This window comes from Telluria sp. ZB2R32 (assembly GCF_059685715.1).
The window spans coordinates 105,409-128,857 of sequence record NZ_JCASIG010000001.1; the positions used below are offsets into that span (position 1 = coordinate 105,409).

26 protein-coding genes are annotated in these 23,449 nt (G+C 65.1%); 13 read left to right on the forward strand and 13 right to left on the reverse strand.

Annotated features, from left to right (window positions below):
- Nucleotides 1-8: 8 nt before the first annotated feature.
- The 4 genes from AC56LG_RS00440 to AC56LG_RS00455 are packed head-to-tail and all read right to left on the reverse strand — an operon-like array spanning nt 9 to nt 4,003.
- Nucleotides 9-515, reverse strand: coding sequence for a phasin family protein (locus tag AC56LG_RS00440; RefSeq protein WP_497164180.1), 507 nt, complete (start codon nt 513-515; stop codon nt 9-11).
- Nucleotides 512-1,861, reverse strand: a complete 1,350-nt coding sequence (locus AC56LG_RS00445) for an alpha/beta fold hydrolase (RefSeq protein WP_497164181.1) — start codon at nt 1,859-1,861, stop codon at nt 512-514. The genes AC56LG_RS00440 and AC56LG_RS00445 overlap by 4 nt, the downstream gene beginning before the upstream one ends.
- On the reverse strand, nt 1,858-3,480 hold the full coding sequence (locus AC56LG_RS00450) for a GMC family oxidoreductase (RefSeq protein ID WP_497164182.1): 1,623 nt from the start codon (nt 3,478-3,480) through the stop codon (nt 1,858-1,860). Before AC56LG_RS00450 ends, AC56LG_RS00445 begins: the two co-directional genes overlap by 4 nt.
- 1 nt (nt 3,481) lies before the next feature.
- Nucleotides 3,482-4,003: a hypothetical protein gene (locus tag AC56LG_RS00455; protein WP_497164183.1), complete on the reverse strand. Its 522-nt coding sequence runs from the start codon at nt 4,001-4,003 to the stop codon at nt 3,482-3,484.
- Nucleotides 4,004-4,252: 249 nt separating this feature from the next.
- Here AC56LG_RS00455 and AC56LG_RS00460 point away from each other — a divergent pair, with 249 nt between their 5' ends.
- The 4 genes from AC56LG_RS00460 (at nt 4,253) to AC56LG_RS00475 (ending at nt 7,159) form a co-directional block, all read left to right on the forward strand.
- Nucleotides 4,253-4,714 (forward strand): hypothetical protein, encoded by a 462-nt coding sequence (locus AC56LG_RS00460; RefSeq protein WP_497164184.1) that lies wholly within the window; start codon nt 4,253-4,255, stop codon nt 4,712-4,714.
- Nucleotides 4,714-5,619: a DUF2145 domain-containing protein gene (locus tag AC56LG_RS00465; protein WP_497164185.1), complete on the forward strand. Its 906-nt coding sequence runs from the start codon at nt 4,714-4,716 to the stop codon at nt 5,617-5,619. Before AC56LG_RS00460 ends, AC56LG_RS00465 begins: the two co-directional genes overlap by 1 nt.
- A 266-nt stretch (nt 5,620-5,885) precedes the next feature.
- The gene (locus tag AC56LG_RS00470; protein WP_497164186.1) at nt 5,886-6,197 is read left to right on the forward strand and encodes a hypothetical protein; all 312 of its coding nucleotides are present in this window, start codon (nt 5,886-5,888) and stop codon (nt 6,195-6,197) included.
- 146 nt (nt 6,198-6,343) lie between these two features.
- Entirely contained in the window at nt 6,344-7,159 is an 816-nt protein-coding gene (locus tag AC56LG_RS00475) for an acyl-CoA thioesterase (RefSeq protein ID WP_497164187.1), read from the forward strand.
- 36 nt (nt 7,160-7,195) lie between these two features.
- Here the strand turns inward: AC56LG_RS00475 and AC56LG_RS00480 are convergent, their stop codons facing one another.
- Nucleotides 7,196-7,945, reverse strand: coding sequence for an RNA methyltransferase (locus AC56LG_RS00480; protein WP_497164188.1), 750 nt, complete (start codon nt 7,943-7,945; stop codon nt 7,196-7,198).
- 189 nt (nt 7,946-8,134) lie between these two features.
- Here AC56LG_RS00480 and AC56LG_RS00485 point away from each other — a divergent pair, with 189 nt between their 5' ends.
- The 7 genes from AC56LG_RS00485 to AC56LG_RS00515 all read left to right on the forward strand — a co-directional run bounded on the left by AC56LG_RS00485 (nt 8,135) and on the right by AC56LG_RS00515 (nt 14,138).
- Nucleotides 8,135-8,914: an inositol monophosphatase family protein gene (locus tag AC56LG_RS00485; RefSeq protein ID WP_497165001.1), complete on the forward strand. Its 780-nt coding sequence runs from the start codon at nt 8,135-8,137 to the stop codon at nt 8,912-8,914.
- Between the two features lie 216 nt (nt 8,915-9,130).
- Nucleotides 9,131-10,543, forward strand: a complete 1,413-nt coding sequence (locus AC56LG_RS00490) for a DEAD/DEAH box helicase (RefSeq protein WP_497164189.1) — start codon at nt 9,131-9,133, stop codon at nt 10,541-10,543.
- A 232-nt stretch (nt 10,544-10,775) separates the two neighbouring features.
- Nucleotides 10,776-11,573, forward strand: coding sequence for a hydroxypyruvate isomerase (gene hyi / locus AC56LG_RS00495; RefSeq protein WP_497164190.1), 798 nt, complete (start codon nt 10,776-10,778; stop codon nt 11,571-11,573).
- Between the two features lie 53 nt (nt 11,574-11,626).
- On the forward strand, nt 11,627-11,992 hold the full coding sequence (locus AC56LG_RS00500; protein ID WP_497164191.1) for a VOC family protein: 366 nt from the start codon (nt 11,627-11,629) through the stop codon (nt 11,990-11,992).
- A gap of 97 nt (nt 11,993-12,089) precedes the next feature.
- A complete protein-coding gene (locus AC56LG_RS00505) occupies nt 12,090-12,950 on the forward strand; it encodes a hypothetical protein (protein ID WP_497164192.1) in 861 nt (286 codons plus the stop codon).
- A 16-nt stretch (nt 12,951-12,966) separates the two neighbouring features.
- A complete protein-coding gene (locus AC56LG_RS00510) occupies nt 12,967-13,593 on the forward strand; it encodes a hypothetical protein (RefSeq protein WP_497164193.1) in 627 nt (208 codons plus the stop codon).
- A 179-nt stretch (nt 13,594-13,772) separates the two neighbouring features.
- On the forward strand, nt 13,773-14,138 hold the full coding sequence (locus AC56LG_RS00515; protein ID WP_497164194.1) for a TraR/DksA family transcriptional regulator: 366 nt from the start codon (nt 13,773-13,775) through the stop codon (nt 14,136-14,138).
- Nucleotides 14,139-14,148: 10 nt separating this feature from the next.
- Here the strand turns inward: AC56LG_RS00515 and phbB are convergent, their stop codons facing one another.
- The 5 genes from phbB to AC56LG_RS00540 all read right to left on the reverse strand — a co-directional run bounded on the left by phbB (nt 14,149) and on the right by AC56LG_RS00540 (nt 18,162).
- On the reverse strand, nt 14,149-14,895 hold the full coding sequence (phbB, locus tag AC56LG_RS00520; protein WP_497164195.1) for an acetoacetyl-CoA reductase: 747 nt from the start codon (nt 14,893-14,895) through the stop codon (nt 14,149-14,151).
- 129 nt (nt 14,896-15,024) lie between these two features.
- Nucleotides 15,025-15,579 carry a hypothetical protein gene (locus tag AC56LG_RS00525; RefSeq protein WP_497164196.1) on the reverse strand — a complete coding sequence of 185 codons (555 nt, stop codon included), beginning with the start codon at nt 15,577-15,579 and terminating at the stop codon, nt 15,025-15,027.
- A 78-nt stretch (nt 15,580-15,657) separates the two neighbouring features.
- Nucleotides 15,658-16,524 carry a M90 family metallopeptidase gene (locus AC56LG_RS00530; RefSeq protein ID WP_497164197.1) on the reverse strand — a complete coding sequence of 289 codons (867 nt, stop codon included), beginning with the start codon at nt 16,522-16,524 and terminating at the stop codon, nt 15,658-15,660.
- Between the two features lie 28 nt (nt 16,525-16,552).
- Nucleotides 16,553-17,302: a glutathione peroxidase gene (locus tag AC56LG_RS00535; protein WP_497164198.1), complete on the reverse strand. Its 750-nt coding sequence runs from the start codon at nt 17,300-17,302 to the stop codon at nt 16,553-16,555.
- 254 nt (nt 17,303-17,556) lie between these two features.
- Entirely contained in the window at nt 17,557-18,162 is a 606-nt protein-coding gene (locus AC56LG_RS00540; RefSeq protein ID WP_192055053.1) for a winged helix-turn-helix domain-containing protein, read from the reverse strand.
- 470 nt (nt 18,163-18,632) lie between these two features.
- On the opposite strand from AC56LG_RS00540, the gene AC56LG_RS00545 reads away from it, so the two are divergent.
- Entirely contained in the window at nt 18,633-19,658 is a 1,026-nt protein-coding gene (locus AC56LG_RS00545) for an OmpA family protein (RefSeq protein WP_497164199.1), read from the forward strand.
- 136 nt (nt 19,659-19,794) lie between these two features.
- Nucleotides 19,795-20,724: a YihY/virulence factor BrkB family protein gene (locus AC56LG_RS00550; protein ID WP_497164200.1), complete on the forward strand. Its 930-nt coding sequence runs from the start codon at nt 19,795-19,797 to the stop codon at nt 20,722-20,724.
- A 292-nt stretch (nt 20,725-21,016) separates the two neighbouring features.
- Here AC56LG_RS00550 and AC56LG_RS00555 read toward each other — a convergent pair whose 3' ends face one another.
- Genes AC56LG_RS00555 through AC56LG_RS00565 form a run of 3 tightly spaced genes read right to left on the reverse strand, consistent with a single transcriptional unit; the run spans nt 21,017 to nt 23,287 of the window.
- The gene (locus tag AC56LG_RS00555; protein ID WP_497164201.1) at nt 21,017-22,276 is read right to left on the reverse strand and encodes an AI-2E family transporter; all 1,260 of its coding nucleotides are present in this window, start codon (nt 22,274-22,276) and stop codon (nt 21,017-21,019) included.
- Nucleotides 22,277-22,324: 48 nt separating this feature from the next.
- Nucleotides 22,325-22,639 (reverse strand): BON domain-containing protein, encoded by a 315-nt coding sequence (locus AC56LG_RS00560; RefSeq protein WP_497164202.1) that lies wholly within the window; start codon nt 22,637-22,639, stop codon nt 22,325-22,327.
- Nucleotides 22,640-22,699: 60 nt separating this feature from the next.
- Nucleotides 22,700-23,287 (reverse strand): hypothetical protein, encoded by a 588-nt coding sequence (locus tag AC56LG_RS00565; RefSeq protein ID WP_497164203.1) that lies wholly within the window; start codon nt 23,285-23,287, stop codon nt 22,700-22,702.
- Nucleotides 23,288-23,449 lie beyond the last annotated feature (162 nt).

A 23,449-nucleotide genomic window follows, 5' to 3' on the forward strand; every position in this document is an offset into this window, starting at 1 on the left:
TTGCGCTGTCAGTCGGCGGCGTCGCTTCGCTTCGCGGCGCGGCTTGTGGAGAGTCGTTTCGTGGCGGGACGCTTGGCCGGCGCCGGCTTCGGATCGGCCTTCTTGCGCAGGTGTTCGCCCGCCAGCTCGGCCACCATGCGCTCGAGTTCGTCGATGCGGTGGTTCAGCGCCTCCATTTCGCTGCGCGCCGGCACGCCGATGGTGGCCAGGGCGCGCGCCACGCGTTCCTCGAACACCTGCTCCAGCTTGCCCCAGGTGCCCGAAGCGCGGCGGCTGGAACGCTCGGCCTTGCGCGCCACGGTGTCGGTTGCATCCTCGACCTGGCGCGCGCGCTTTTGCAGCTCGCTGCCGTCGCGCACCAGGCGCGTAAACTCACGTCCCCCCTCGCGCCCGCCCGCCTGCTGGGCCTTGGCGAATGCGCCCAGGCCCGCCTGCCAGATCTGCTGGGCCGAGCTGCGCACAGCGCGCGACAGCTCTTCTTCTTCCTGCTCGAGTTCCTTGATATTTTTCGTCATCGCTTCCTCATCCTGTGCAGCCCATTGTAGGCCTGCACCTTAGTACCCGCATTGTAAACGGCGCGTGCATCGTTCAGGAGCGCCAGCAAGTCGTCCAACCGCCAGGGCTTGGCCTGGAAGGCGTCGGCGTCGCCATTCCCCAGCGCCGCCGCGATCGCCGGGTCGTCGCGCGCGCCCGACAACAGGATGCGATAGCTCGCGGGCTGCAGGCGCCGTGCCTGCGCCAGCAATGCGGCGCCGCTGAGACCAGGCATCACGTGGTCGCTGACGATCGCGGCCACCGGTTCGCGCGCCAGCACGGCCAGCGCCGCGGCGCCGGAACCTGCCGCCAGGGGGCGCCAGCCCTGCCCCTGCAGTGTTTCCCGCAGCATCGCGAGCATGAAGGGATCGTCGTCGACCAGGAGCACGGCCGGCATCTGCGCGTCCAGTGTCAGCGCGCCCAGCTCTTCCATCACCAGGTCGAGCACGCGGGCATTGCAGCCGAGCGCCACGTGGCCGACGCCGCCCAGCGCGAGGTTGCGCGCGCCCTCCAATACGCTTGATGTCTGCGGCGAGATGATGTTGTCGTGGTGGCTGAAGATCGAGGTGACCAGGGCACGCCGCGCCGGGTCTTCGGACGCGGCCAACCGGCACAGCCAATCGCAGGCTGCGCCGCGCACGCGCCGCATCTGCGCCGCGTTCGCACCCAGCCCGAAGTTGGCGAGACCGGTGCCGTGGTGCGGCGTACCGAGCGTAACCAGGCGCGCCACGCGCGTGCTGCCGTGCTCGCGCATCCAGGCGCGCGCCACCAGCCCGCCCATGCTGTGGGCGACAATGGCGACCTGCGCCGCACCGGTCGCCGCGCACAGGTCCGCGACGGCGCGCTCGACCAGCGGTACGTGGCCGTCGATCGCGCCGCCGACCGGTTCCAGGTCGATGGCGCCGTAGCTGATGTGGTTGCGCTGCAGGCGCGGCACCAGGTAGGCCCAATAGCCGCTGTTGCAGCCGTAGCCGTGTATCAGCAGCACCGGCACATGGCGCGAATCAGGCTCGATGCGGCGGCAGGCGACGGCACGCGGCATGAACCAGGAGGTGTAGAGCATGCTGCTGCGGTATTCCTCGGCCAGCAGGTGCAGGCGCGCGCGCCAGCCCAGATGAAATTCGCGCGGCGTCGGGCTGGCGAAGCAGGCGCTGAGGACGAAATTGTTCATGTTGATCACCAGGCGCACCAGCACCACGCAGGCCAGGCCGAGCGCCAGCGCCGCCCATGGCGCGGCACCAAGCAGGCGCCAGGCGGCGATGGCAACGGCGGCCGCGCCCACGCCTTGCACGACCAGCAGCCATCGCAGCATGCGGCGCGCGCTCATGCCGACACCCGTGGCGCCGGCTTGCCGGTCAGGCTGGTTGCCAGCGTGCTGGCCAGGCGCGCCGTGATGGCGTAGATCGACAGTTGCGGGTTGGCGCCGATCGAGGTCGGGAACAGCGAGCCGTCGTGTACCGACAGGTTGGCGAGATCGCGGTAGCGGCCATCCGGCGCGACCACGCCGCGCTCCGCGCTGCCGGCCATGGTGCAGCCGCCCATCACGTGGGCCGAGGCTACGCGCGTCAGGTGCAGCCCTTGCGGCAAGGCCGCGATCGCGCGCTTCGCTTCGGTCCACGACGTATAGCGGCGCGCCGTGTCGTGCGCCGGCTGCACCGCGACGGCGCCGGCCGCGAACTGGACTTCGGCCATGGTGAGCAAGGCGCGCCGCGCGCCGTCCCACAGGAAATCGTTGAGCGGATAGTCGAGCACCGCGGCGCCATCTTTCAATTGCACGGCGCCGCCCGCGGACTCCTCATGAAAACCGTCGCGCAGCAGCGCCAGCGTGCCTTGCAGGTGCGGGAACTGGCGCATGATGGCGGCGTGATCCTGGCCGAAGCCGTTGAGCGTGGTCGCCAGCAGCACCGGGTGCAGCGGCGGCGCTTCCAGCTTGTAGCCGAGTGCGCCGTCGATCGGCTGCGTGTCCAGGAAGTGGTCGGAATAGACGGTCTGTGGCGCGCCGGCCCAGGCGTCCACGCGCTGCGGGAAGATGCCGGCCGAGATCAGGGTCGGGTGCAGGAAGGTGCGCTTGCCGAGCAGCCGGTTCGGGTCCGGTGCGCCCGAGCGCAGCAGCAGCGCCGGCGAGTTGATCGCCCCGCCTGCGACGACGAAATGCCTGGCGCGCAGGCGCAGCACGCGCCCGGTAGTGGCCACGCCGTCGGCGCCGAGTGCGCTGCACAGCAACTCGTCGGCGCGCTCGCCGTGGAAGACGAAGCGTTCGGCGCGGGCGCGCGTGACCAGCGTCGCGCCATGGTCGAGCGCCGACGGAATCGTCGTCACCAGCATCGATTGCTTGGCATTGCTTGGGCAGCCCATGCCGCAGTAGCCGAGGTTCCAGCAGCCGTTGACGTTGCGGCGGATGAAACCCGATGCGATGCCGAGCTGGTCGAGCCCGCGTTTGAGCAGGTCGTTGTTGGCGTTGGGCGGCGCCTGCCAGTCGCTCACGTGCAGGCGCGCTTCCATCATGGCGAACCAGGGCGCCAGCGCCTCGGCATCGTAGTCGAACAGGCCGAAGCGGTCGCGCCAGTAGGCCAGCGTCGATGGCGGGGTGCGAAAGCTCGAAGTCCAGTTGACGACGGTGGAGCCGCCGACGGTGCGTCCCTGCAGGATCTTGACGCCCTTGTCGAGGGTCTGGCGCGCGGCCGATTCCTGGTACAGGGCCGGATAGGCGTCGGCTTCGCGCATCTTGAAATCGGAAGACGATCGCAGCGCGCCCTCTTCCACGATCAGGACGTTCAAGCCGGCCAGCGCCAGGATCTCGGCCGTCACGCCGCCGCCGGCGCCGCTGCCGACGATGACGACGTCGGCCTCGAGCGTGCGGTCGGCTTCCAGGGTGGCGGCGTCGACGATCCGCCAGCCGCGCGCGCGGCCGGCCTGGATCGGGTCGGGAACGATGTTGGTCCGCATCTCAGGCCAGTTCCTGCAGCGGGCCGGGATAGCCGATCGCCTGCCAGCTGGCCGGCTGCGCGTACCAGGCGCCGAGCGACAGATCGTGCAGCGCGCCGTAGGCCGTGCGCAACAGGGCGAGGCGATGCAGACGCCAGTCCTGCAGGAAGGCGGCAACCTGGCGCGGATCTGCGCTCGCCCAGCCGCCGGAGATACCCGTCAGCAGACGGCGCGCGGGCGCCAGCGCGAGCAGGCCGAACAGGTCTTGTACTTCGTTTTGCGCGGATAGCGGCAGGTTCGAGATTGCCGTGTGCACGCCTGCGATCGCGCTGTCGACGGCGGCCGCGCGTTCGGCTGTGCCATGCGGCAGCGCGCCCGCCAGCATGGCCGGGACAATGGCCGCGAGCGCGGCGCGTGCCTCGCCATCGAGCACGAAACCTTGCGGGCCCGGCGCCTGCACGGCGCGATAGATGCCGCCGCCCGCGGCCAGCAACAGCGTGCCGAGCAAGCCGGCCTTCAGGAACGATCGACGCCTGGTCTCCATTGGAATCCTTGTTGTTGTCGAGGCTAGTGTACGCCAGGCAGTGCTGTCGAAACGGCATCGCTCTAGAGGGGATCGTCGGGATGATGGCGATCTCATGCTGCAGGCAAATAAGCTTTGCAAGATGCGCCCCACATGCAAATTTTGTTTGCATAGCGCCACGTATACTTGGTCACCCCTTCGGACGAGCCTTCTCTTGCGCGCGGCGGGCTTGTACCATAGGCGTATTCAGCTCGACTACGAAAGCTCCACATGACCACCACTTCCCTCTCCCGCGCCACCCTGCTGGCCATCTTTGCCGCCGCCTGCGCCCTGCCTGTGCAGGCTGCCAGCACCGCCGCTTCGTCCGCCTCCAGCGCGGGTTCGGCCTCGTCGGGCAGCGTCTCCGATTCGATCGGCGCCTCCAGCAACAGCTCGGGCGACGACCGCCGCGTGGCCGCCGGCGCATACCGCGTGATCGACGTCGCCGCCGCACCGGGCAAGCCGGACACCACCCGCATGACCCTGCACGCGGCCGTCGGCGAACGCGAATTCACCCTCGACGTGCCGAACCGCGCGCTGGCGCAACGCACTGTCGGCAAGGGCGCACTGGTGCAGGTGAACGCGCGCGAATACGGCTACGAATTCGCCCATGCCGACAGCAAGCAAGCCTTCTTCCTCGCGCTGGAAGACAACTGGTACCGCGAACTGGGTTCGCAAAAAGTCGCGATCTGATGCGTGTTCGATTCCGGCTCGCCGTTGCTGTACTGGCGCTGTGCGCCGGCGGCAGCGCCTGGGCCGGCATCCCGGCCTTTTGCGAACGCGCCAGCGAAATCACTGCCGCCGAACAGGACCGCGTGCTGCGTTTTGCCGGCGTCGTCAAGCGCGAACTCGAACGCTCCGGCGCCCGCGTGGCGCTGGTGGCGCGCGCCGGCACCGACCTGAGCCGCTTCGGCCTGCTGTATTCGCACGCCGCCGTCGCCCTCAAGGACAATCCCGCCGGCCCCTGGGCCGTGCGCCAGCTTTATTACGCCTGCGACGAATCGCGCCCGCGCCTGTTCGACCAGGGCGTGGCCGGTTTCGCCCTCGGCGCCGACACCCCCGCTGCCGGCCACATGTCGCTGGTCTTCCTGCCAGAGGAAGATGGTGCGTTGCTGGAACGGGCCGCGCTCGACAAGCCGCTGGCGCTGTCGCTGCTGGCCGGAGAGTACAGCGCCAACGCCTATGCCTTCGGGACGCGCTACCAGAACTGTAACGGGTGGGTGGCCGAACTATTGGCCGGCGCCTGGGGCAATCTCGATGGAACTTCCGCCCCGCGCGCCCAGGCACAGGCCTGGCTGCGCACCCAGGGCTACACCGCCGGCCCGGTGCGGATCCCGTCGCACGCGATGATGTTCGCCGGCCAGTTCGTGCCGCTGCTGCATGTAAACGACCACCCGGTCGAGGACATCCACGCACTCAAGCTGCAGGTCAGCTTGCCGGAGTCGATCGAGGCTTTCGTGCAAGCCAGGACGCCGGCCGCGCGCCGGGTAGAACTGTGCCACGACAGCGAACGCATCGTCGTGCGCCGCGGGTGGCAGCCGATCGGGGCACAGTGCCGGGCGCTCGCGGGTGACGAAGTGATTACGCTACACCCGTAAAGCGGCGGCCCCTCCGGCATGCGATATTGCTATTTTGTTGCACCAAGGAAAAATTCATTTTAAACTCAGGTGTTCGCGTGTTGTGCGCTCAACCTTGTGATTGGAATGAACATGGTGGAAATCCTTAACAAAATCGTGACGTGGTTATTCGAATTCTGGGGCAAAGTCCCTGACTCGCAAAAACAGCGCATTTTATCCTTTGTCGTTGAGAGCTTCGATGCGCTTTTACGCGCCTACTTCCAGTCGAGCAGGAAGGAGTCGGCAGCATGAGCGGGTTTATCGACTTCGTAAAAGACCGCACTTCCGGTGCGGGCCGCGCCTTGGCCCTTTCGCAGGATTCGGTCAGCACATCGGTGGCGCGAGATTTACGACAAATCAAGCTTGGAGATGCCCCAGTATTTTCGGAACCCGCAGCGCAAGATCTCGCAAATAAAATCGGTGGCTTAGCCTATAGCGAAAAGTTTCTGAGTAAATTCAGTGCGGCGATCGGAAAGCCCCATAACGATGAAACGGAAGATGAGTTCGTGGCACGTTGTAAGGAGAAAATGTTCTCTTTGTTGACGCACGAGCTCAAATAGACCCGCGCTTTGCATGCACGCCGCCGCCCTGCGCCGAACCGATAATCGTCGAGCGGCCACCGGTCTTTCTTCTTCCTGACAGCGTCCTCCGTCAGCAGTTTCCGAACAGTTATCGTATCCTGACAGGAAACCAACAAGAGACGACCATGACGACAAGCGAACCCACGCACATCTTCGACGCAGCCATCGCGCTGAAACCAGCGACCGACGGCGCCTACACCGGCCACACGCATCCCGCCTACGCCAACATGGTCGGCCCCTTCGGCGGCGTCATCGGCGCGGCGTTGTTGAATGCGATCATGCAGCATCCGCAGCGCCTGGGCGACCCCTTGTCGCTCACCGTGCACTTCGCCGCGCCGATCGCCGATGGCGGCTTTTCGGTGCAGGCCAGGACCGTACGCACCAACCGCTCGACCCAGCACTGGTATGTGGAACTGATCCAGGATGACGGTGTCGCGGCGTTTGCCACGGCGGTGACCGCCGTCCGGCGCGATACCTGGCAGGCGCTCGACGCGGTCTTTCCGGCGGCGCCGCCGGCCGACAGCATCGCGCCGGCGCCGGCGATTGCGCGCGCCGCATGGACCGCCTGCTACGAAATGCGCTTCGTCGACGGCATTCCCGGGGCGCCCGGTACGGACAGCGATTCGTCGGAATCGCTGTTGTGGATGCGCGACCAGCCGGCGCGCCCGCTCGACTTCCTGTCGCTGTCGGCCATCTGCGACGCCTTTTTCCCGCGCATCTTCGTGCGCCGGCCGCAGTGGGTGCCGATCGGCACGGTCGCCCTGACCACTTACTTTCATGCGGACGCCGCGCAACTGGCGGCGCAAGGCAGCGCGCCGGTGCTGGGACGGGCGCGGGCGCTGAATTTCAGGAGGGGATTTTTCGACCAGACGGCCGAGATCTGGAGCGAGACTGGCGAGCTACTGGCGACCACGCACCAGGTGGTCTACTACAAGGAATAACGGCGGGAAATAGGACGCGGGCGGCGGAGCGCGTCGTCAGCGTTTGAGGATCTGCCGTGCAATCCCGCGCAGGATATTAACTTCTTCCGTCTCCAGTTGGGTGCGCGCAAACAGGCGTTTCAGGCGCGGCATCAGTTTCTTCGGATTGTCGGCGTTGAGGAAGCCGATCGACACCAGCGCCTCTTCCAAGTGCGCATACATGCCTTCGATCTGGGTGACGCTGGCGGCGTCGCCATGGAAGCCGACCGGGGTTTCCGGCACGCCGTCGCCGATGGCCGCCATCCGGCATTCGTAGGCCAGCACCTGCGCCGCCTGCGACAGGTTCAGCGACGAGTAGGCGGGATTGGCCGGAATATTGATCAGCACGTTGCACTTTTCGACGATCTCGTTCGGCAGCCCGACGCGTTCGTTGCCGAGGATGAGTGCGGCGTGCACTTCGCTCTGCCCTGCGGCATGGCCAGCGAATGCGCGCGGCGTCCACACCGGCGGCGAGAATTCGCGCAGGCGCGCCGAGACGGCGGCGGCGAAATTGCAGCCTTCCAGGGCTTCGCCGATGCTGCCGACGATGCGCGCATTGCTCAGCACGTCGAGGGCGCCGCTGGCAAAGGCAACGGCTTCGGGGTCAGTCAAAGGATCGGCGCAGCGCGGCGCCACCAGCACGAGTTCGGTAAAACCCATTGTCTTCATGGCACGGGCCACCGAGCCGATATTGCCGGCGCGGCTGGTTTCGACCAGAACGAAACGGAGACGAGTGAAAAGAGACGTGTCGGAATTGGGCGGGTTCATTTAAAATAGCGCTATCGCGCGGCGACGAGCAATTGGAATTTCGGCATCAAGGGCCGGAATTTTACTCTGTTCGGCGGCCGCCCCGCTCTTTAATTCGGCTTTAAGTCGTCACCTCATACTCGATCGCTCGCGACGCTCCATGCGCCGCGGGCTTCAGCGTTTTTTTCAGGGAAAAGCACAATGCATCCAATGCTCAATACGGCCATCAAGGCCGCTCGCCGCGCCGCCACCGTCATCAACCGCGCGTCTTTCGACCTCGACCGTATTACGGTCTCTGAAAAACAACACAACGATTTCGTCACCGACGTCGACCAGGCGTCCGAGCAGGCAATCGTCGAAACGCTGCTGAAGGCCTACCCTGACCATGCCATCCTCGGCGAAGAGTCGGGCCCGTCGCGCAACCTGAACGACGACAGCGAGTATGTCTGGATTATCGACCCGCTCGACGGCACCACCAATTTCATGCACGGCTACCCGAACTTCTGCATCTCGATCGCGCTGCAGCACAAGGGCGTGATCACCCAGGCCGTCATCTATGACCCGGTCCGCAACGACCTGTTCACCGCGTCCAAGGGCGCCGGTTCCTACCTGAACGACAAGCGCATCCGCGTGAAGAACCACGACCGCATCGGCAAGGCCCTGATCGCCGCCGGCCACGGTCCCGATCCTCGCGCGCTCGCCGAATACCTGCGCATGTACGAAGTCGTCGCTTCGCGCTGCCACGGCGTGCGCAGCAGCGGCTCGGCCGCGCTGGAACTGGCCAACGTGGCCGCCGGCCGCGTCGACGGTTTCTTCGAAAAGGGCCTCAAAATCTGGGACATCGCTGCCGGTTCGCTGCTGGTGACCGAAGCGGGCGGCATTTGCGGCGAGTTCAACGGCGAGTCCGCCTACCTGAACAAGGGCGACATCATGGCCGCCGGCCCGAAGGTGTTCGCACAGATGGTGCCGCTGATGGTCCCTTTCGCGTAACTAGCGTAAAATAACAGGCTTGCTTGTGGCCCTGGCGCGTTGCGTACCGGGGTTGCGTCACTGAGCACCCATCCCGGCATTTCTACCGCGCAACAAAATCTCTATAATCAATTGTCCGACAGGCGCATCACGACGATGCGCGTGTGCCGGTCGATTGTCCGTTCCGATCCTGGCGCCGCTCGCGCCGCGGCGGAATCAACCTCACCAGAAGAGTCTATGTCATTTGCTACCCTCGGCCTGTCCGACGCCATCGTCCGTGCAGTCGCTGAACAAGGTTACACCACGCCAACCCCGATCCAGGCACAGGCGATTCCTGCCGTGCTCGGCGGTGGCGACCTGCTGGCCGGCGCCCAGACCGGCACCGGCAAGACCGCCGGTTTCACCCTGCCACTGCTGCAGCGCCTGTCGACCGACAAGGTCGGTGCCGCGTTGACCAGCAAGAGCACCCCGCGCGCGATCCGCGCCCTGGTCCTGACCCCGACCCGCGAACTCGCGGCCCAGGTCGAGGAAAGCGTGCGCCTGTACGGCAAGTACACCAACCTGAATTCCGCCGTGATCTTCGGCGGCGTCGGCATCAACCCGCAGATCAAGCTGTTGAAGCACGGCGTCGACGTCCTCGTCGCCACCCCGGGCCGCCTGCTCGACCACGCCGGCCAGCGCACCGTCGACCTGTCGAAGATCGAGATCCTGATCCTGGACGAAGCCGACCGCATGCTCGACATGGGCTTCATCCACGACATCAAGAAAGTGCTGGCCCTGCTGCCGCCGAAGCGCCAGAACCTGCTGTTCTCGGCCACCTTCTCGGACGAGATCAAGGCCCTGGCCGACAAGCTGCTGAACAACCCGGCCTCGATCGAAGTGGCGCGCCGCAACTCGACCGTGGAAGTCATCGCCCAGAAGATCCACCCGGTCGACCGCGACAAGAAGCACCCGATGCTGTCGCACCTGATCAAGGAAAACGACTGGAGCCAGGTGCTGGTGTTCACCCGCACCAAGCACGGCGCGAATAAACTGGTCGAACAGCTGGGCAAGGATGGCATCGGCGCGATGGCGATCCACGGCAACAAGAGCCAGACCGCGCGCACCAAGGCGCTGGCCGAATTCAAGGACGGCAGCCTGCAGGTGCTGGTGGCAACCGACATCGCCGCGCGCGGCATCGACATCGACCAGTTGCCGCACGTGGTCAACTATGACCTGCCGAACGTGCCGGAAGACTATGTCCACCGCATCGGCCGTACCGGCCGCGCCGGCGCCACCGGCGAAGCCGTGTCGCTGGTTTGCGTCGACGAACACCAGATGCTGAAAGACATCGAGAAACTGATCAAGCAGACGCTGCCGCGTCACGTGATCCCGGGCTTCGAGCCGGACCTGAATGCCAAGGCCCAGCCGATCCAGCTGCGCAGCGGCGCGCCGGGTCACGGCGGCCGCGGTGGCCGTCCGGGCGGTGGTGGCGGCGCTGGCCGTGGCCAGGGCCAGCCGCGCGGAGCGGCGCCTGCGGGCGGTGCCCGTCCTGCCGGTAATGGCGGCGGTGGCCGTCCGGCTGCGGCCGGTGGCGGCAATCGCGGCGGCGATGGCGGCCGTGGTCCGCGCAGCGCCGCGGCGCCGCGTACCGGTGGCCGCGGCCGTTAAGCGGTCTCGCGTTTCGCATAAGAGCAGCCCGGTATATCCGGGCTGTTTTTTTTCGACGGCCGTTCCGTGTCCGGCAGACCCGTAAAGTGGGCGGCTCCACCCAAACGCTTGTGGTTGCGCGGCTGCGGCGCCGCCCACCTGACGTCCCTCCGACCGAACGCACGATTGGGTCACGCCTGCGACTTCTGCGCCACAGTGCTACGATAGCGGGCTGACAACATTCGAGACCGCCATGCCCAAATTCGCAGCCAACCTGAGCACGATGTTCACCGAGCTCAGCTTTCTCGACCGCTTCGCGGCGGCGCGCGAGGCCGGGTTCGACGCGGTCGAATTCCAGTTTCCGTATGCGTGCGAACCGGAATGGATCGCCGGCCGCCTGGCCCGCTATCAACTCGAACTCGTGCTCCACAATTTCCCTGCCGGCGACTGGCCGGGCGGCGACCGCGGCCTGGCCTGCGATCCGCGCCGCATCGGCGAATTCCAGGACAGCGTCGAACTTGCCCTCGATTACGCCGACGAACTCGGCGTGAAACAATTGCATTGCATGGCCGGCATCCTGCCGCCGCACGTGCCGCGCGAGCGCGCCCACGCCACCTATGTCGCCAACCTGCGCTTCGCCGCCGCCGCGCTGAAAGAACGGGGACTCGCCCTCCTGATCGAGCCGATCAACGACCGCGACGTGCCCGGCTATTTCCTGACGCACGCGCGCGAGGCCGCCGGCGTGATCCGCGAATGCGCTGTCGACAATCTGTTCCTGCAATTCGACATCTACCACGCGCAGCGCATGGAAGGCGACCTGGCGAATACGCTGCGCGAATTGTTGCCGCTGATCCGCCACGTCCAGATCGCCGACGTGCCGGGCCGCCACGAACCGGGCACGGGCGAAATCAATTTCCCCTACCTGTTTCACGTGCTCGACGAGCTCGGCTACGACGGCTGGATCGGCTGCGAGTACACCCCGGCCGGCGCGACGCTCGACGGCCTCGGCTGGCGCGGTGCGCAGCACACATCCCTGATAACGCACAGCTAGACAAGCCTGCCCGGCTGCGGCACCATTGCCTCTTCACTAACAAGGAGAACGCCATGATCCAGGGACTGCGCACCGTCATCTATCCGGTCACGCAATTGACTGAAGCAACCGAATGGTACCGCCAGGTGCTGGGCAAGGCGCCCTATTTCGAGCAGCCCTTCTATGTCGGCTTCGAGGTCGGCGGCTTCGAACTGGGCCTGATTCCCGATGGCGTACCGGGCAGCGCGGGCGCGACCGCTTACTGGGGCACGCAGGATGCGGCGGCGGAACTGGCGCGCCTGGAAGCCCTCGGCGCCACGGTCGACGCGCCGCTGGCGGACGTGGGTGATGGCATCCGCGTCGCCACGGTGCGCGACCCGGACGGCAACCTGTTCGGCATTATCGAAAATCCGCACTTCGACCGTAGCAAGGTCGCCTGACCGCTTCCAGTAATTGATCAAATGCAACGCCGCCCGCAGCGGCGTTTGCGAGAATGGGATCTTTCCGTCCGGCATTTCGCCGGTCCGAGAGGATCCGATGACACCCTTCCGTTTTGCCCTCGCCGGCTGCCTGCTGGCTGTCAACCTGGTGCTGGGCGGCTGCGCCGCGACCACCGGCTCGGTCAGCCTGGTCGAAGTACGCGAATTCGCCGATGCCTCGGCCAAGCTCGGCGGCTATTCCGAACTTTCGCGCCGCTACCGCGACACCTACGAGCGCGAACAGCCTTACCTGCCCGCATCGAGCGACCGGCTGGCGCGCGAAAACGACGCCAAGCGGCGCGCCGTCTACGAAGATTTCGTCAGCGTGCAAAAGGCGCTGGTGCTCTACATGCAGACGCTGAGCCTGCTGGCCGGCGACACCCGCTACGACCTCACCGAACGCATCGACGACCTCGGCAATGGCCTGAAAGCAAATGCCGAATCCGGCCTGCAGCAGCGCCATATTGCCGCGTATACCGGCCTGACGCGCCTGCTGACGCGGGTGATCGCCTCGGGCTACCAGAACCGCAGCGTGGAAACCATGGTGCGCGACGGCGACGCCGATGTCCAGGCGCTGCTGGAGGCGATGATTTCGCTCACCCGCCTTTACTACAAGACCAACGAAAATGAAAAGAAGACCATCCTCGGCATCTTCGACGTCGAGCTGCCTTTTGCCAAGGGCCGCGACGAACGCATGCTGGTCACGCTGGCCAAGGTGCATTACCTGAACAAGGCAAGCGAGTACAAGCTCATCGACCGCCGCTACGACCTGGCCTTGCAGGGCTTGACCAAGGTGGCGCTCGGGCACCAGAAGCTGCGCGAAAACCTGCACAAGCTGACGCAGGACGACGTCAAGCGCATGCTGAGCAATTACGGACGCGACCTGCGGATCATCCGCGAAGGCCTCGCGAGCGAATAATTTTCAGGGGAACAACATGGCGAAAGAAACGAAACCGAAAGGCGACGCAACCGACATGGCGATCGATGCCTTTGCCGGCGCGGTCGCCAGCACCGTCACGCGCGAGGCCCAGCCCGAGGAGACCGATGCCGCCAGCGCCGACGTTCCGAAGGCGTCGCCCCCCGTCGCCAAGGCTGCGCCCGCCAGCGCGAACGGCGGCCTGGCCAGCGTGCCGCAGATCGTCGAACTGGCGGACCAGTTGTCGGCCTGCGCCGACCAGCTGCACGAACGCATCATGCGCGACATCCGCGCCTACGACGGCGGCATCGTGCCCGCCCACGTGCAGGCCACCGCGCGTGCCTTGCTGGAAGACGAGCTGGTGCTGCGCCAGCGCGCCAACGGGCTATATGCCGACGCCGCCACCTACGTGGTGAAATCGCTGGGCAAGTCGCAGCAGGTGGTGGTCGCGCTGACCACGGCCGCGGCCGAGAAGATCCGCAAGATTGCACTGATCGGTGACATCACCGGACTGGTCGGCGGCCTGCTGCAACTGGCCGGCGCCGCCGCGACCGGCCAGGCGGCCTCGGTCATCACGGCGCTCGACAAGATCAATACCCACATGAAAGCCATCGACGCCGCCAAGGCGCCTGCCAAGCCCGCCTGAAGCACTTTCGCCAGCGCGCGTGCGCCCATGTTCATGGCGCGCGCATCGCGCTACACTGGCCCCACACCAGTGCATGTGGGAGTGCGCGATGAACGGCCCAGACCAGCGTCATGTTCGGCTTCAACCGCGGCCCGCCGCGCGGCATCCCGCCGCCCGCACCTAGACGCACGAGCCTTCCCATGACAGCCCTCGACGCCGGCCAGCTGGCCCAGTTGCGCGCCGCGCTCGAGGCGCAGCTGGCGGCCCTCACCCGCACCGACGAGCCGCAGGCGGCGGACGGCGCGCGCGACCTGCCCGTCTCCGAAGTCGAAACCTCCCCCGCCGACAAGGCCACCGTGCGCCTGCTCAACGATCTCGCACTCGAAGCCGCCGGCCACCATGCGGCGCGGATGCAGGTGCTGCGCCAGGCGCTGGCCAAGTTCGCGGACGGCAGCTACGGCCTGTGCGAGGAATGCGGCGGCGACATCGGCTTTTCGCGCCTGCAGGCACGCCCCGAGGCGCGCCTGTGCATCGGTTGCCAGACGCGCCTGGAGAAACGCTGCTGAGTCCTGACCATTAGCGCATGTGCTGGCCACCGTTGATCGCAATGTCGGCGCCTGTAATGAAGCCGGCGGCATCCGACGCCAGGTAGGCGACCAGAGACGCCACCTCGTCCGGCTCACCCAGCCGTCCCAGCGGGATCTGCGGCAGGATCTTGGTGTGCATGATTTCCTGCGGCACGGCCTCGACCATCCTGGTGCGCAGGTAACCCGGCGAGACCGTGTTCACGGTCACGCCATGGCGCGCCGTCTCCAGCGCCAGTGCCTTGGTAAAACCATGCATGCCGGCCTTGGCCGCCGCATAGTTGGTCTGGCCGAAGGCGCCGCTGTTGGCATTGACCGAGGAAATGTTGACGATGCGGCCCCAGCGCTGCGCGGTCATCGGACCAATCGCATGGCGGCTCATGTGGAATACGCTGTCGAGGTTGGTGCGCAGCACCCCGTGCCAGTCGTCGAGCGTCATCTTGCGCAGGCTGGCGTCGCGCGTGATGCCGGCATTGTTCACCAGCACGTCGATGCGTCCGAGTTCGGCGAACAGGGCCGCCATCATGGCCGCGCAGGCGCGGTCGTCGGTGACGTCGAGGCGCCAGGCGCGAAAGCGGTAGCCGTCGTCGCGTTGCGCCGCCAGCCAACCCTCGGGTGCGGCGTTCGACGGCGAATAGGTGACGGCCACCGTGAAGCCCGCATCGGCCAGCCGGCGGCATAGCGCCGTGCCGAGTCCGCCCATCCCGCCCGTTACCAGCGCAACCTTGTTCTCTTCCATGTTATCCCCTCGTCAATATCGGCCGGATGGCCGAAAGCGACAAGTCTAGGAGTCCACACGAGGACGCCTTTGACATGGATCAAGGTTTACAAGGCAGTGCCTGCAGCCACGGCCTGCGCGGTTCCCCGCTCAGCGCACGATATCCGGCGGTTGCGAGGCGTCGAAGTCGGCCCAGTCGCCGTTCACGATATTGCCGCGCGCCCGTTCGATCTGCACCGCACCGAGGCGGCGGAATACGTCCACCGCGCGCGACTCGACCGCGGCATCGTCGAAGGCGACGGCAACGAGCATGCCGGCCTTGCGCTGCTCGATCGGCGCGCGGCCACCCTCCTCGCCTTCCCCGGCGTCTTTCATCTTGCTGAAGCTGAACAGCGAGCCGACGTGGGCGCCGACCAGGCCGCCGACGATCGGACCGGCAGGGCCGGTGACCGGCGCGGTGGCGGCGCCGACCACGGCCCCGATCGCCCCGCCCGTGGCGCCGCCCTGCACCACACCCACCGGCGTTTCCTTGGCGCCAGGGGAATGCAGGTTATCGCCGCCGATCGGCGTCATGTCGTGCTGGCCGGCCTGGCTCAAATAAAAGGTGCTGAGGCGTTCCTGGGCGAAGCCGGCCTCGGCCAGCGCCCGCGAGGCGGCGTCGGCTTCGTCTTGGGTCTGGAAATGCCCTGCAATAATCGTGGACATGGTTTCTCCGTTGTTATCGTTGGTTATCAGAAGCTTGCTCCTGCTGGGCTGCACATTCTGTACGCAAACGCACGCAGTCTATTGCCATTGCCCGTACACGACGCCGTAGTCCGGCTCCAGTTGCGGCGGCGCCTGCCAGGCGCGCGGATCGACCCGGTAGTATTTCAGGAACTCTTCGTACAGGGCCGCATGGCGCACGGCCAGGCGGTGCGGCTGCTCGAAAAAGGCTTCGGTGGCGACCGCGAAGAACTCGGCCGGGTTGGTCGCGCCATAATGGTCGAGCACGCCTTCGTGGCCGAACCAGGCGTCGTGGCGCAGCGCCGTGAAGTCGCGCGAGAGCACTTCCGACCAGCTGCGGTAACGCTCCTGGCTGCCCAGGTAGGGCGCGCCGTTGGTGGTACCCGATTCGCTGTCGAGCTGGTGGGCGAATTCGTGCAGCACCACGTTATGCGAGGGGGGCTCTTCCATTCCCGCGCGGCGCACGTGGTCCCAGGACAGGATCACGCGGCCGTCGCCCCAGGACTCGCCCAGCAAATCCTGGCGCTCCTCCGTCACGACGCCGGCCGCGTCGACCTGGCGGCGCGGCACCAGGAAGGCGCCCGGGTAGACCAGCACCGCGCTCAGGGTCGGATACACCGCCTCGTCCCGCGCGCCCAGCAGCAACAGGCAGGCCTGGCCCGCAATCGTCAGGCGCATCTCCTCGGTGATCTCGAGGCCGGCGCAGCCGACAAAGCTTTTCTCATGCAGGAAGCGCCGCACCAGGCGCTCGAGGCGGGCGCGCTGGTTCGTGTCCATGGCCCGGTACTGGTCGACATTGCGTTCCAGGATCGCCAGTTCGGAAGCCGCCAGCGGCCGCGCCAGTGCGCGCCGCAAACGCCAGCGCGGGACGGCCCAGGCCAGCAGGCCCGCGGCCACCAGGGCCGACACGGTCAACAGGGCTTCCATTACACCGCTCCCGCAAATGGATGGGGGTTCATGCGTTGGACAAGTACGCGTCGAGTTCGTCCGCGCCGCCGATCAGGCGTCCGCCGATAAAGACCTGGGGCCAGGTCAGGTGCCCGCTCACCGCACGCAACACGCTGGTATTGATCTTCTGGTCTTGCGAGAAATCGGTATAGCGCAGGCGGCGTTCGGCCAGCGCCGCCTTGGCGCGCGCGCAGAACGGACAGCCGGGACGCGAGAACATGACGATCGGTTCCGGCGCGCGCGCCTCGGAGTTGATGTGGCGCAGCATGGTGTCGGCGTCGGACACGTGGAAGGGATCATCCTCTTCGTCGCCGTCGTCTTCAATAAAAATTTTCTCGATGATGCCGTCGCGTACCAGCATCGAATAACGCCAGGAACGCATGCCGAAGCCAAGCTCGCGCTTGTCGACCAGCATGCCCATGCCGCGTGCGAAATCGCCATTGCCGTCCGGGACGAAGGTGATGCCGTCGGCGTCCTGGCCGCGCTTCCACTCGTTCATCACAAAGGCGTCGTTGACCGAAAAGCAGACGATATCGTCGATGCCGTTATCCCTGAACACCGATGCCAGCTCGTTAAAACGCGGCAGATGGGTCGAGGAACAGGTTGGCGTATACGCGCCCGGCAACGAGAACACGACCACGGTCTTGCCCTTGAACAACTCGTCCGTCGTCAGGTCGCGCCATTGATTGTCGGGGCGCGCCTTGAACGTGACCTGCGGTACGGGCTGGCCTTCCAGGGATGCGGCAGTTGGCAGCATGGGAACTCCTTTGCAGAATAAGAATACAGCGAGGATACGGCAGGATCGCCTTCGAGCGCAGGTGGGGTCTGTTGCCGGGTTTTCAACGTTGCCGTTTTGGCGGGCGTGCATGGGCGTGCATGGGCGTGCATGGGCGTGCATGGGCGTGTTAACGACAAATGCCGCGCGGTGCGCGGCATTTGCTTGACGACAGCGATCGTCGGTTACGAAAGTGCGCTTCGGGTCTCCACCGCCGCGCGCTTCGTCAGGAAGGTTTACTTGCCGATCTGGCTGGGCGCCGGGCCGAACAGGGCGGCGACGAGCGGATCGCGGGTGACCGGGCTGCGGTTCACGCGGATGGCGTAATGGGTGTCGTCGGCCAGGATGTGGAAGTGGCGGCCGCTGCCGGCCATGCTCTGCTCGCGCAGGCCAGGACGCTCCTTGCGCGGGGCGACGCCTTCGCGCTTCGGCTGGCAGATCGCTGCGAGGAAGGCTTTCACGCGTTCCTGGTCGGGGCAGATCTGGTAGACGGCCTTGCCCAGGTAGGTGGCGGTGCCTTCGATGTAGCGCGCCAGTTCGATCACGCCGGCTTCGCGCAGGTCGCGGATGTACTTGCGCGCGCCCGATGGCGAGAACTTCAGGAACCAGGCGATTTCGTCGGCCAGCATCTCGTGGGTCGACAATTCGTTGATCAGCTTTTGCATGTTTTCGATCCGACGCTGCGTGGCAGAAGTCGACCGCACGCGCTCGATCGGCGCCAGCGAAATGGGCGCGCGTTCGGTTGGCTGTGGCGGGACGCGTTCGATCAGCGCTGAATTGCTGGAAGTGTGCACTGCGCCGATGTCGCCTTGCACCGCGTTGTGATGAGTCGTTGCATGCATGTTGGTGTACTCCAAATAGAGAGAGAGACTGGGAGGTCCGGGTCGCTGTGTGTGGTCTGACACTCTGACAACACCTCGGGTTCCGCTTAACTGGCCTCAAGATTGCCTGCGTCACACCGGGCGGTCTGTGCGCCATCCCACATTGGCAAAATTCCAGCGAGCATTTTGTTAAAAATGTCTTTGCGGAAAGTCATACCCTGTTGCGAACTCACCACTTGTCGCAAAAACACAACGATTTATGACAATTATTTTTTCAGTGAATTTATTGCAGAAATTACACTACTTTATCCACTCTATATAAGGGAATGGCTTTTTGCCCCTGAAAACCGTTGTAAATCTGTCACTCAGCAGTATGTGTAGGTGCGCTAGCGCACCGACCCTGTTGAACTCCACCTCGTATTCTTCACTCCAACATCACTGTCAAAGCACGCGATGTCACCCTACCTTTTCATCACTTATGGGAGTTTCCTGTGAACAATACGAAGAAGATCGCCCTGGCTGTCGCCATGCTCTGCGCTACTGGCACCGCGCTGGCCCAAGAAATCAACCCGTCCTGGTACATCCAGCCAAGCATCGTCGGCATGAAGCCTGACGCGGACTTCGGCGTGGACGATAAAGACTGGGGCGGTGGTCTGAAGTTCGGCAAGAGCATCAACCAGCATTTCGACGTCCAGATCGGCGGCTCCCACGTCCGTGCTGAAGACGGCGGCGCCCGTTATCGCCAGACCCTGATCGGCGTCGACGGCCTGCTGATGCTGTCGCGCAGCAAAGTCCGTCCATTCGTTCTGGTCGGTATCGGTGCCGAACGCGACAAGGTAGAGAACCAGTTCCGCCGCGTGAGCAAGAACTCCCCATACTGGACCGCCGGTATCGGTGTCCAGGCTGACCTGATGCCGCAACTGTCGTTGCAAGTCGACCTGCGCTCGGTGCGCAGCAACCTGCGTCACGACGAGCTGTATGGCTTCAACAAGCCAAACAACAAGTACCTGACCATCGGCGTGAACTACGCGTTCAACCCGCCGCCAGCCCCATACGTTGCTCCGGCACCGGCGCCAGTCGTCGAGGCACCGGCTCCGGCACCAGCACCGGCACCGGTCGCTCCGCCGCCAGCACGCTTCGAGAAAGTCACCCTGTCGGCCACCAAGATGTTCGAATTCGACCAGGCCAAACTGGTCATGCCGGCGCCACGCCTGGACGAAATCGCCGCCGCCCTGCAAGCCGACACCAGCATCACCAACGTCGACATCACCGGTTACACCGACCGCCTGGGCTCGGAAAAATACAACCAGAAGCTGTCGGAGCGTCGTGCACAGTCCGTGCGTGAATACCTGATCGGCAAAGGCGTCGACGGCAGCCGCCTGAACGCCATCGGCAAGGGCGAAGCCAACCCTGTCGTCACCTGCAACGACAAGAACCGTGCCGCGCTGATCGCTTGCCTGGAACCAAACCGCCGCGTCGAGGTCGAGCAGATCACGATCGAAAAGCGCGTCCAGTAATCCAGTTCTCATCCGCCATTTCGCTTTGCGTGGAATGGCGTGATGCGGCCTGAGGGGTACTTCGCCCGGTCGAGCGCGTGTTCAGGCACGCGTTCGATCGGGCCAGGTGCCCCTTTTCTTTTTTCGGAGAATCTGTATGGATACAGTCGATAAAGACAAAAAACAATGGTTTCCCTACTCGCGCCAGATTGTCCACATCATGAAATGCGCGGTGACCGAATGGCTCGCGCACCGCGCTGCCAGCAAGGGCGCCGCCCTCGCCTTCTACACCTTGTTTTCGCTGGCGCCGATCCTGGTGCTGGTGATTGCCGTGGCCGGCTTCTTCTACGGCGCCGAAGCGGCGCAAGGCCAATTGCTCAACGAATTGCGCGGCCTGGTCGGCAAGGAAGGCGCCGAAACCATCCAGTCGGTGCTGGCCGGTGCGCAGGACAAGGAGAGCGGAAAACTGGCGACCATCATCGCCACCGTGCTGCTGCTGGTCGGCGCCACCAGCGTGTTTGCCGAACTGAAGGACAGCCTGGACGAAATCTGGGACGTGCCGGTACCGAAAGACGCGGGCTGGTGGGACACGGTGCGCACCCGCGTCCTGTCGTTCGGCCTGATCCTGGTGCTCGGCTTCCTGCTGATGGTGTCGCTCGTGGTCAGCGCCGCGATGGCGGTGCTGGAAAACTACTTCGGCGGCATGTGGAAAGAATCCGTCATCGTCATCGGCTGGATTTCGTCGTGCATCAGCTTCCTGGTCATTGCGACGCTGTTCGGTACGATCTACAAGCTGCTGCCGCGCATCCACCTGTCCTGGCATGACGTGACCATCGGCGCGCTCGGCACTGCCGCCATGTTCACCCTGGGCAAGTTCGCGATTGGCCTGTACATCGGCAACAGCGGCGCCGCCAGCAGCTTCGGCGCCGCCGGTTCGCTGATCGCCCTGTTGCTGTGGGTGTATTACTCGGCCCAGATCTTCTTCCTCGGCGCCGAGTTCGCCCGCCAGTATGCGCTGCAGCTGGGGAGTTTGCGGCACAAGCCGGGGCATGAGACCGGGGCCAGGAATGTGAAGCGGATGGCGTAAGTTGGTTGTTCGATGAAGCAGAACGGCGCGGGTCCATGGGGTCCGCGCCGTTTTTTTATACGTTCGCGATGATTGATCGTTCACGCGTGGAGTCAGGACTCCACCCTACGAACCGCCGGGCACCGTAGGGTGGACTCCGTCCACGCGTCTACGTGTCCACGAATACCCGACCGTTTCACCCCGCCGACGAAGGCGTAAAAAGGCAAAGTAAAACGGCGCGAAACCATGTTGGTCCGCGCCGGTTTTTATACTTTCCCGATGATTGATCGTTCACGCGTGGACGGAGCCCACCCTACTCGCCCAGCAACTCCGCCACCACTTCCATCCCTTCGACGCGCTCGGCCACCGTCTTGAGAATGACGACCACCGGCACCCCGAGCAACAACCCCCACATGCCCCACAGCCAGCCCCAGAACAGCAGGCTGACGAACACGGCCGCCGGGTTCATCTTGGCGATCTTGCCGGTCATCCAGGTGGTGACGACCATCCCGACCAGGGTGGCGATGCCCATCGAGGCGCCGGCCACGAGGATCACCATGCGCAGCGACTCGAACTGCATGAAGGCGACCAGGCCGGTGGCGACCGTGATCAGGAGCGGGCCGAAGTACGGCATGATGTGGGCGACGCCGGCGAAGATCGCCCAGGCGCCGGCATTGTTCAGGCCGATCGCGCGCAGCGCCACCCACATCATCAGCGCCAGCAGGATATTGGTCACCAGCAGCATGAACATGTAGTTCTGGACCGAGGTGTTGATGTCGTCGAGGATGTGCACCGTCACCTTCTTGCGCGTCAGCGAGGGGCCGGTCAGCTTGACCAGCTTGCGCTTGAAGGTGTCGCCGGCCAGCAGCAGGAAAAACACGAGGAACAGTACCATCGTGGCCTGGGTAATAAAGGCGGCCAGGCCGACCGAGCCGGCCAGCAGCCAGTCGGTGATGCGAAATGCCGGCGACTGCGGCTGCGACAGGGTCGGGCGGCGCTGGATCAGGCGTGCGTCCTTGTTCTCGCCGACGCCGGCGGTGGCCTTTTCGATTTCGGCGGCGGCGCGGCGCATCTGTTCGATCGTCGAACCTTGCCCGGTGACGGCGCTGCTCACCAGCTTGGTCACCTTCTGGGTGAGCGTCGGCAGCTCGTCGATGATGTTGAAGAATTCGTCCTGCAGGCGGTACATGGTGGCGCCGAGGCCGCCGATCAGGACCGCCGTGACCAGGCTGGCGCCGATGATGCGCTTGATGTGGACGCGCTCGAGCCAGCGCACGACCGGGCTGAGCGTGTAGGCGATGAAAATGCCGAGCAGGAGCGGCACGAAGAATTTTTGTGCCCATTGCAGGGCGAATACGAAAGCGACCGTGGCCATGATGCCGAGCGACAGGCCGCGGGCGTTGACGTGGATCGGCAGGCGCAGGCCGCCGGACGTCAGGGTGACATCGCCGGGTTCGACGTGTACCTCGGGGGGAGCAACGCCGGTCATCTCATTGACGATGACCGGCGGGGCCTCCGGGGCGGCGGGCTTGTTCGGATCGGCAGGTGCCGAACCAGGACTGGCGAGATGCATGTGTTTGCCAAAATAAATGGTTGCCGGACCGCCGCCCGGTGGCGGGGATTATTTCACGCGGATGTCGTTCTTGACCGCGGTCACACCCTTGACGCCGCGTGCCAGCTCAACTGCGCGCTGTGCATCGCCTGGCTGGGCAACGAAGCCCGACAGCTGGACGTCGCCCTTGAAGGTTTCGACGTTGATCTCGGTCGCCTTGACGGTTGGGTCGGCTGCGAAGGCAGCCTTCACCTTGGCGGTGATCACGCTGTCGTCGATGTATTCGCCTGCGCTTGCCTTTTGTGGACCCGAGGAGCAGCCGACCATGGTGAAAGCGAGTGCGCCGGCGAAGACGGCGGTGGCGAGGCGTTGGGTGATTTTCATGATGTATCCCTTTCTGTTAATGGTCAAAGTCAATGTGCTCAAGTGAGCGTTTCCGGTACGTTACTTGCCGTACGCGGTTTTTGCGGCGTCGACGCACTGGTCTTTCGCCGCGCCGGCAAACGCGTCGCACTTCTCGAGTGCGACCCGGTATTCCGCCGTCAGTTTGTCTTCACGCGCATTGCTGCGCGCTTCGATCATCTTGCGATCCGCGGTGGCATCGGCGCGGGCCGCGATCAGGGTCGCCTTGGCCTGCTTGATGCACACATCGCGGTTGTTGCCCGTTACCGCCCCGCAGCGCGCCTTGTCGCGGTCGTAGTTCGCGTCGGCAATGCGCATGCGCGCCTGGGTATAGGCTTTCAGGGTGTTCTTGTAGGCGGCGCCTGCTTCTTCCTCGACACGCACACGCTCGGCCTTGGCCTCGGCAACGCAGACGTCGTGCGGATTGCCGGTGACGGCGTCGCAACGGGCGCGCGCCGTCTTGTAGCTGGCGGCAGCCGTGTCGCGCGCCGTGTTCCAGGCGGTCTTGGCGTCCGGCACCGTGGCCGCCTGCACGACTGGCGCTGTCGTCTGGGCGCGGCTGTGGGCCGACCACAGCAGGGCGGCGCCGACGATCATCAGGGCATGGACGTTTTTTAATCTGCTTGTCATATTCTTGTTCTCCGTGTGGCGTAGTCCTCCATGATGTTTTACGCCCTTCGCGCGTCCGACTCTGTACGCTGTCGAACACAACAGGAGATGTCGTATCGATAATATTAATTTAGCAATACACAGTGCGTCATCGCACAGACCTCCTACGGGCAGGTCCCTATT

Excerpts from the sequence above, each read along its gene's own strand:
- AC56LG_RS00440 (WP_497164180.1), bottom strand. The coding sequence starts at position 515 with ATGACGAAAAATATCAAGGAACTCGAGCAGGAAGAAGAAGAGCTGTCG.
- AC56LG_RS00445 (WP_497164181.1), bottom strand. The coding sequence starts at position 1,861 with ATGAGCGCGCGCCGCATGCTGCGATGGCTGCTGGTCGTGCAAGGCGTG.
- AC56LG_RS00450 (WP_497164182.1), bottom strand. The coding sequence starts at position 3,480 with ATGCGGACCAACATCGTTCCCGACCCGATCCAGGCCGGCCGCGCGCGC.
- AC56LG_RS00455 (WP_497164183.1), bottom strand. The coding sequence starts at position 4,003 with ATGGAGACCAGGCGTCGATCGTTCCTGAAGGCCGGCTTGCTCGGCACG.
- AC56LG_RS00460 (WP_497164184.1), top strand. The coding sequence starts at position 4,253 with ATGACCACCACTTCCCTCTCCCGCGCCACCCTGCTGGCCATCTTTGCC.
- AC56LG_RS00465 (WP_497164185.1), top strand. The coding sequence starts at position 4,714 with ATGCGTGTTCGATTCCGGCTCGCCGTTGCTGTACTGGCGCTGTGCGCC.
- AC56LG_RS00470 (WP_497164186.1), top strand. The coding sequence starts at position 5,886 with ATGAGCGGGTTTATCGACTTCGTAAAAGACCGCACTTCCGGTGCGGGC.
- AC56LG_RS00475 (WP_497164187.1), top strand. The coding sequence starts at position 6,344 with ATGACGACAAGCGAACCCACGCACATCTTCGACGCAGCCATCGCGCTG.
- AC56LG_RS00480 (WP_497164188.1), bottom strand. The coding sequence starts at position 7,945 with ATGAACCCGCCCAATTCCGACACGTCTCTTTTCACTCGTCTCCGTTTC.
- AC56LG_RS00485 (WP_497165001.1), top strand. The coding sequence starts at position 8,135 with ATGCTCAATACGGCCATCAAGGCCGCTCGCCGCGCCGCCACCGTCATC.
- AC56LG_RS00490 (WP_497164189.1), top strand. The coding sequence starts at position 9,131 with ATGTCATTTGCTACCCTCGGCCTGTCCGACGCCATCGTCCGTGCAGTC.
- hyi (WP_497164190.1), top strand. The coding sequence starts at position 10,776 with ATGCCCAAATTCGCAGCCAACCTGAGCACGATGTTCACCGAGCTCAGC.
- AC56LG_RS00500 (WP_497164191.1), top strand. The coding sequence starts at position 11,627 with ATGATCCAGGGACTGCGCACCGTCATCTATCCGGTCACGCAATTGACT.
- AC56LG_RS00505 (WP_497164192.1), top strand. The coding sequence starts at position 12,090 with ATGACACCCTTCCGTTTTGCCCTCGCCGGCTGCCTGCTGGCTGTCAAC.
- AC56LG_RS00510 (WP_497164193.1), top strand. The coding sequence starts at position 12,967 with ATGGCGAAAGAAACGAAACCGAAAGGCGACGCAACCGACATGGCGATC.
- AC56LG_RS00515 (WP_497164194.1), top strand. The coding sequence starts at position 13,773 with ATGACAGCCCTCGACGCCGGCCAGCTGGCCCAGTTGCGCGCCGCGCTC.
- phbB (WP_497164195.1), bottom strand. The coding sequence starts at position 14,895 with ATGGAAGAGAACAAGGTTGCGCTGGTAACGGGCGGGATGGGCGGACTC.
- AC56LG_RS00525 (WP_497164196.1), bottom strand. The coding sequence starts at position 15,579 with ATGTCCACGATTATTGCAGGGCATTTCCAGACCCAAGACGAAGCCGAC.
- AC56LG_RS00530 (WP_497164197.1), bottom strand. The coding sequence starts at position 16,524 with ATGGAAGCCCTGTTGACCGTGTCGGCCCTGGTGGCCGCGGGCCTGCTG.
- AC56LG_RS00535 (WP_497164198.1), bottom strand. The coding sequence starts at position 17,302 with ATGCTGCCAACTGCCGCATCCCTGGAAGGCCAGCCCGTACCGCAGGTC.
- AC56LG_RS00540 (WP_192055053.1), bottom strand. The coding sequence starts at position 18,162 with ATGCATGCAACGACTCATCACAACGCGGTGCAAGGCGACATCGGCGCA.
- AC56LG_RS00550 (WP_497164200.1), top strand. The coding sequence starts at position 19,795 with ATGGATACAGTCGATAAAGACAAAAAACAATGGTTTCCCTACTCGCGC.
- AC56LG_RS00555 (WP_497164201.1), bottom strand. The coding sequence starts at position 22,276 with ATGCATCTCGCCAGTCCTGGTTCGGCACCTGCCGATCCGAACAAGCCC.
- AC56LG_RS00560 (WP_497164202.1), bottom strand. The coding sequence starts at position 22,639 with ATGAAAATCACCCAACGCCTCGCCACCGCCGTCTTCGCCGGCGCACTC.
- AC56LG_RS00565 (WP_497164203.1), bottom strand. The coding sequence starts at position 23,287 with ATGACAAGCAGATTAAAAAACGTCCATGCCCTGATGATCGTCGGCGCC.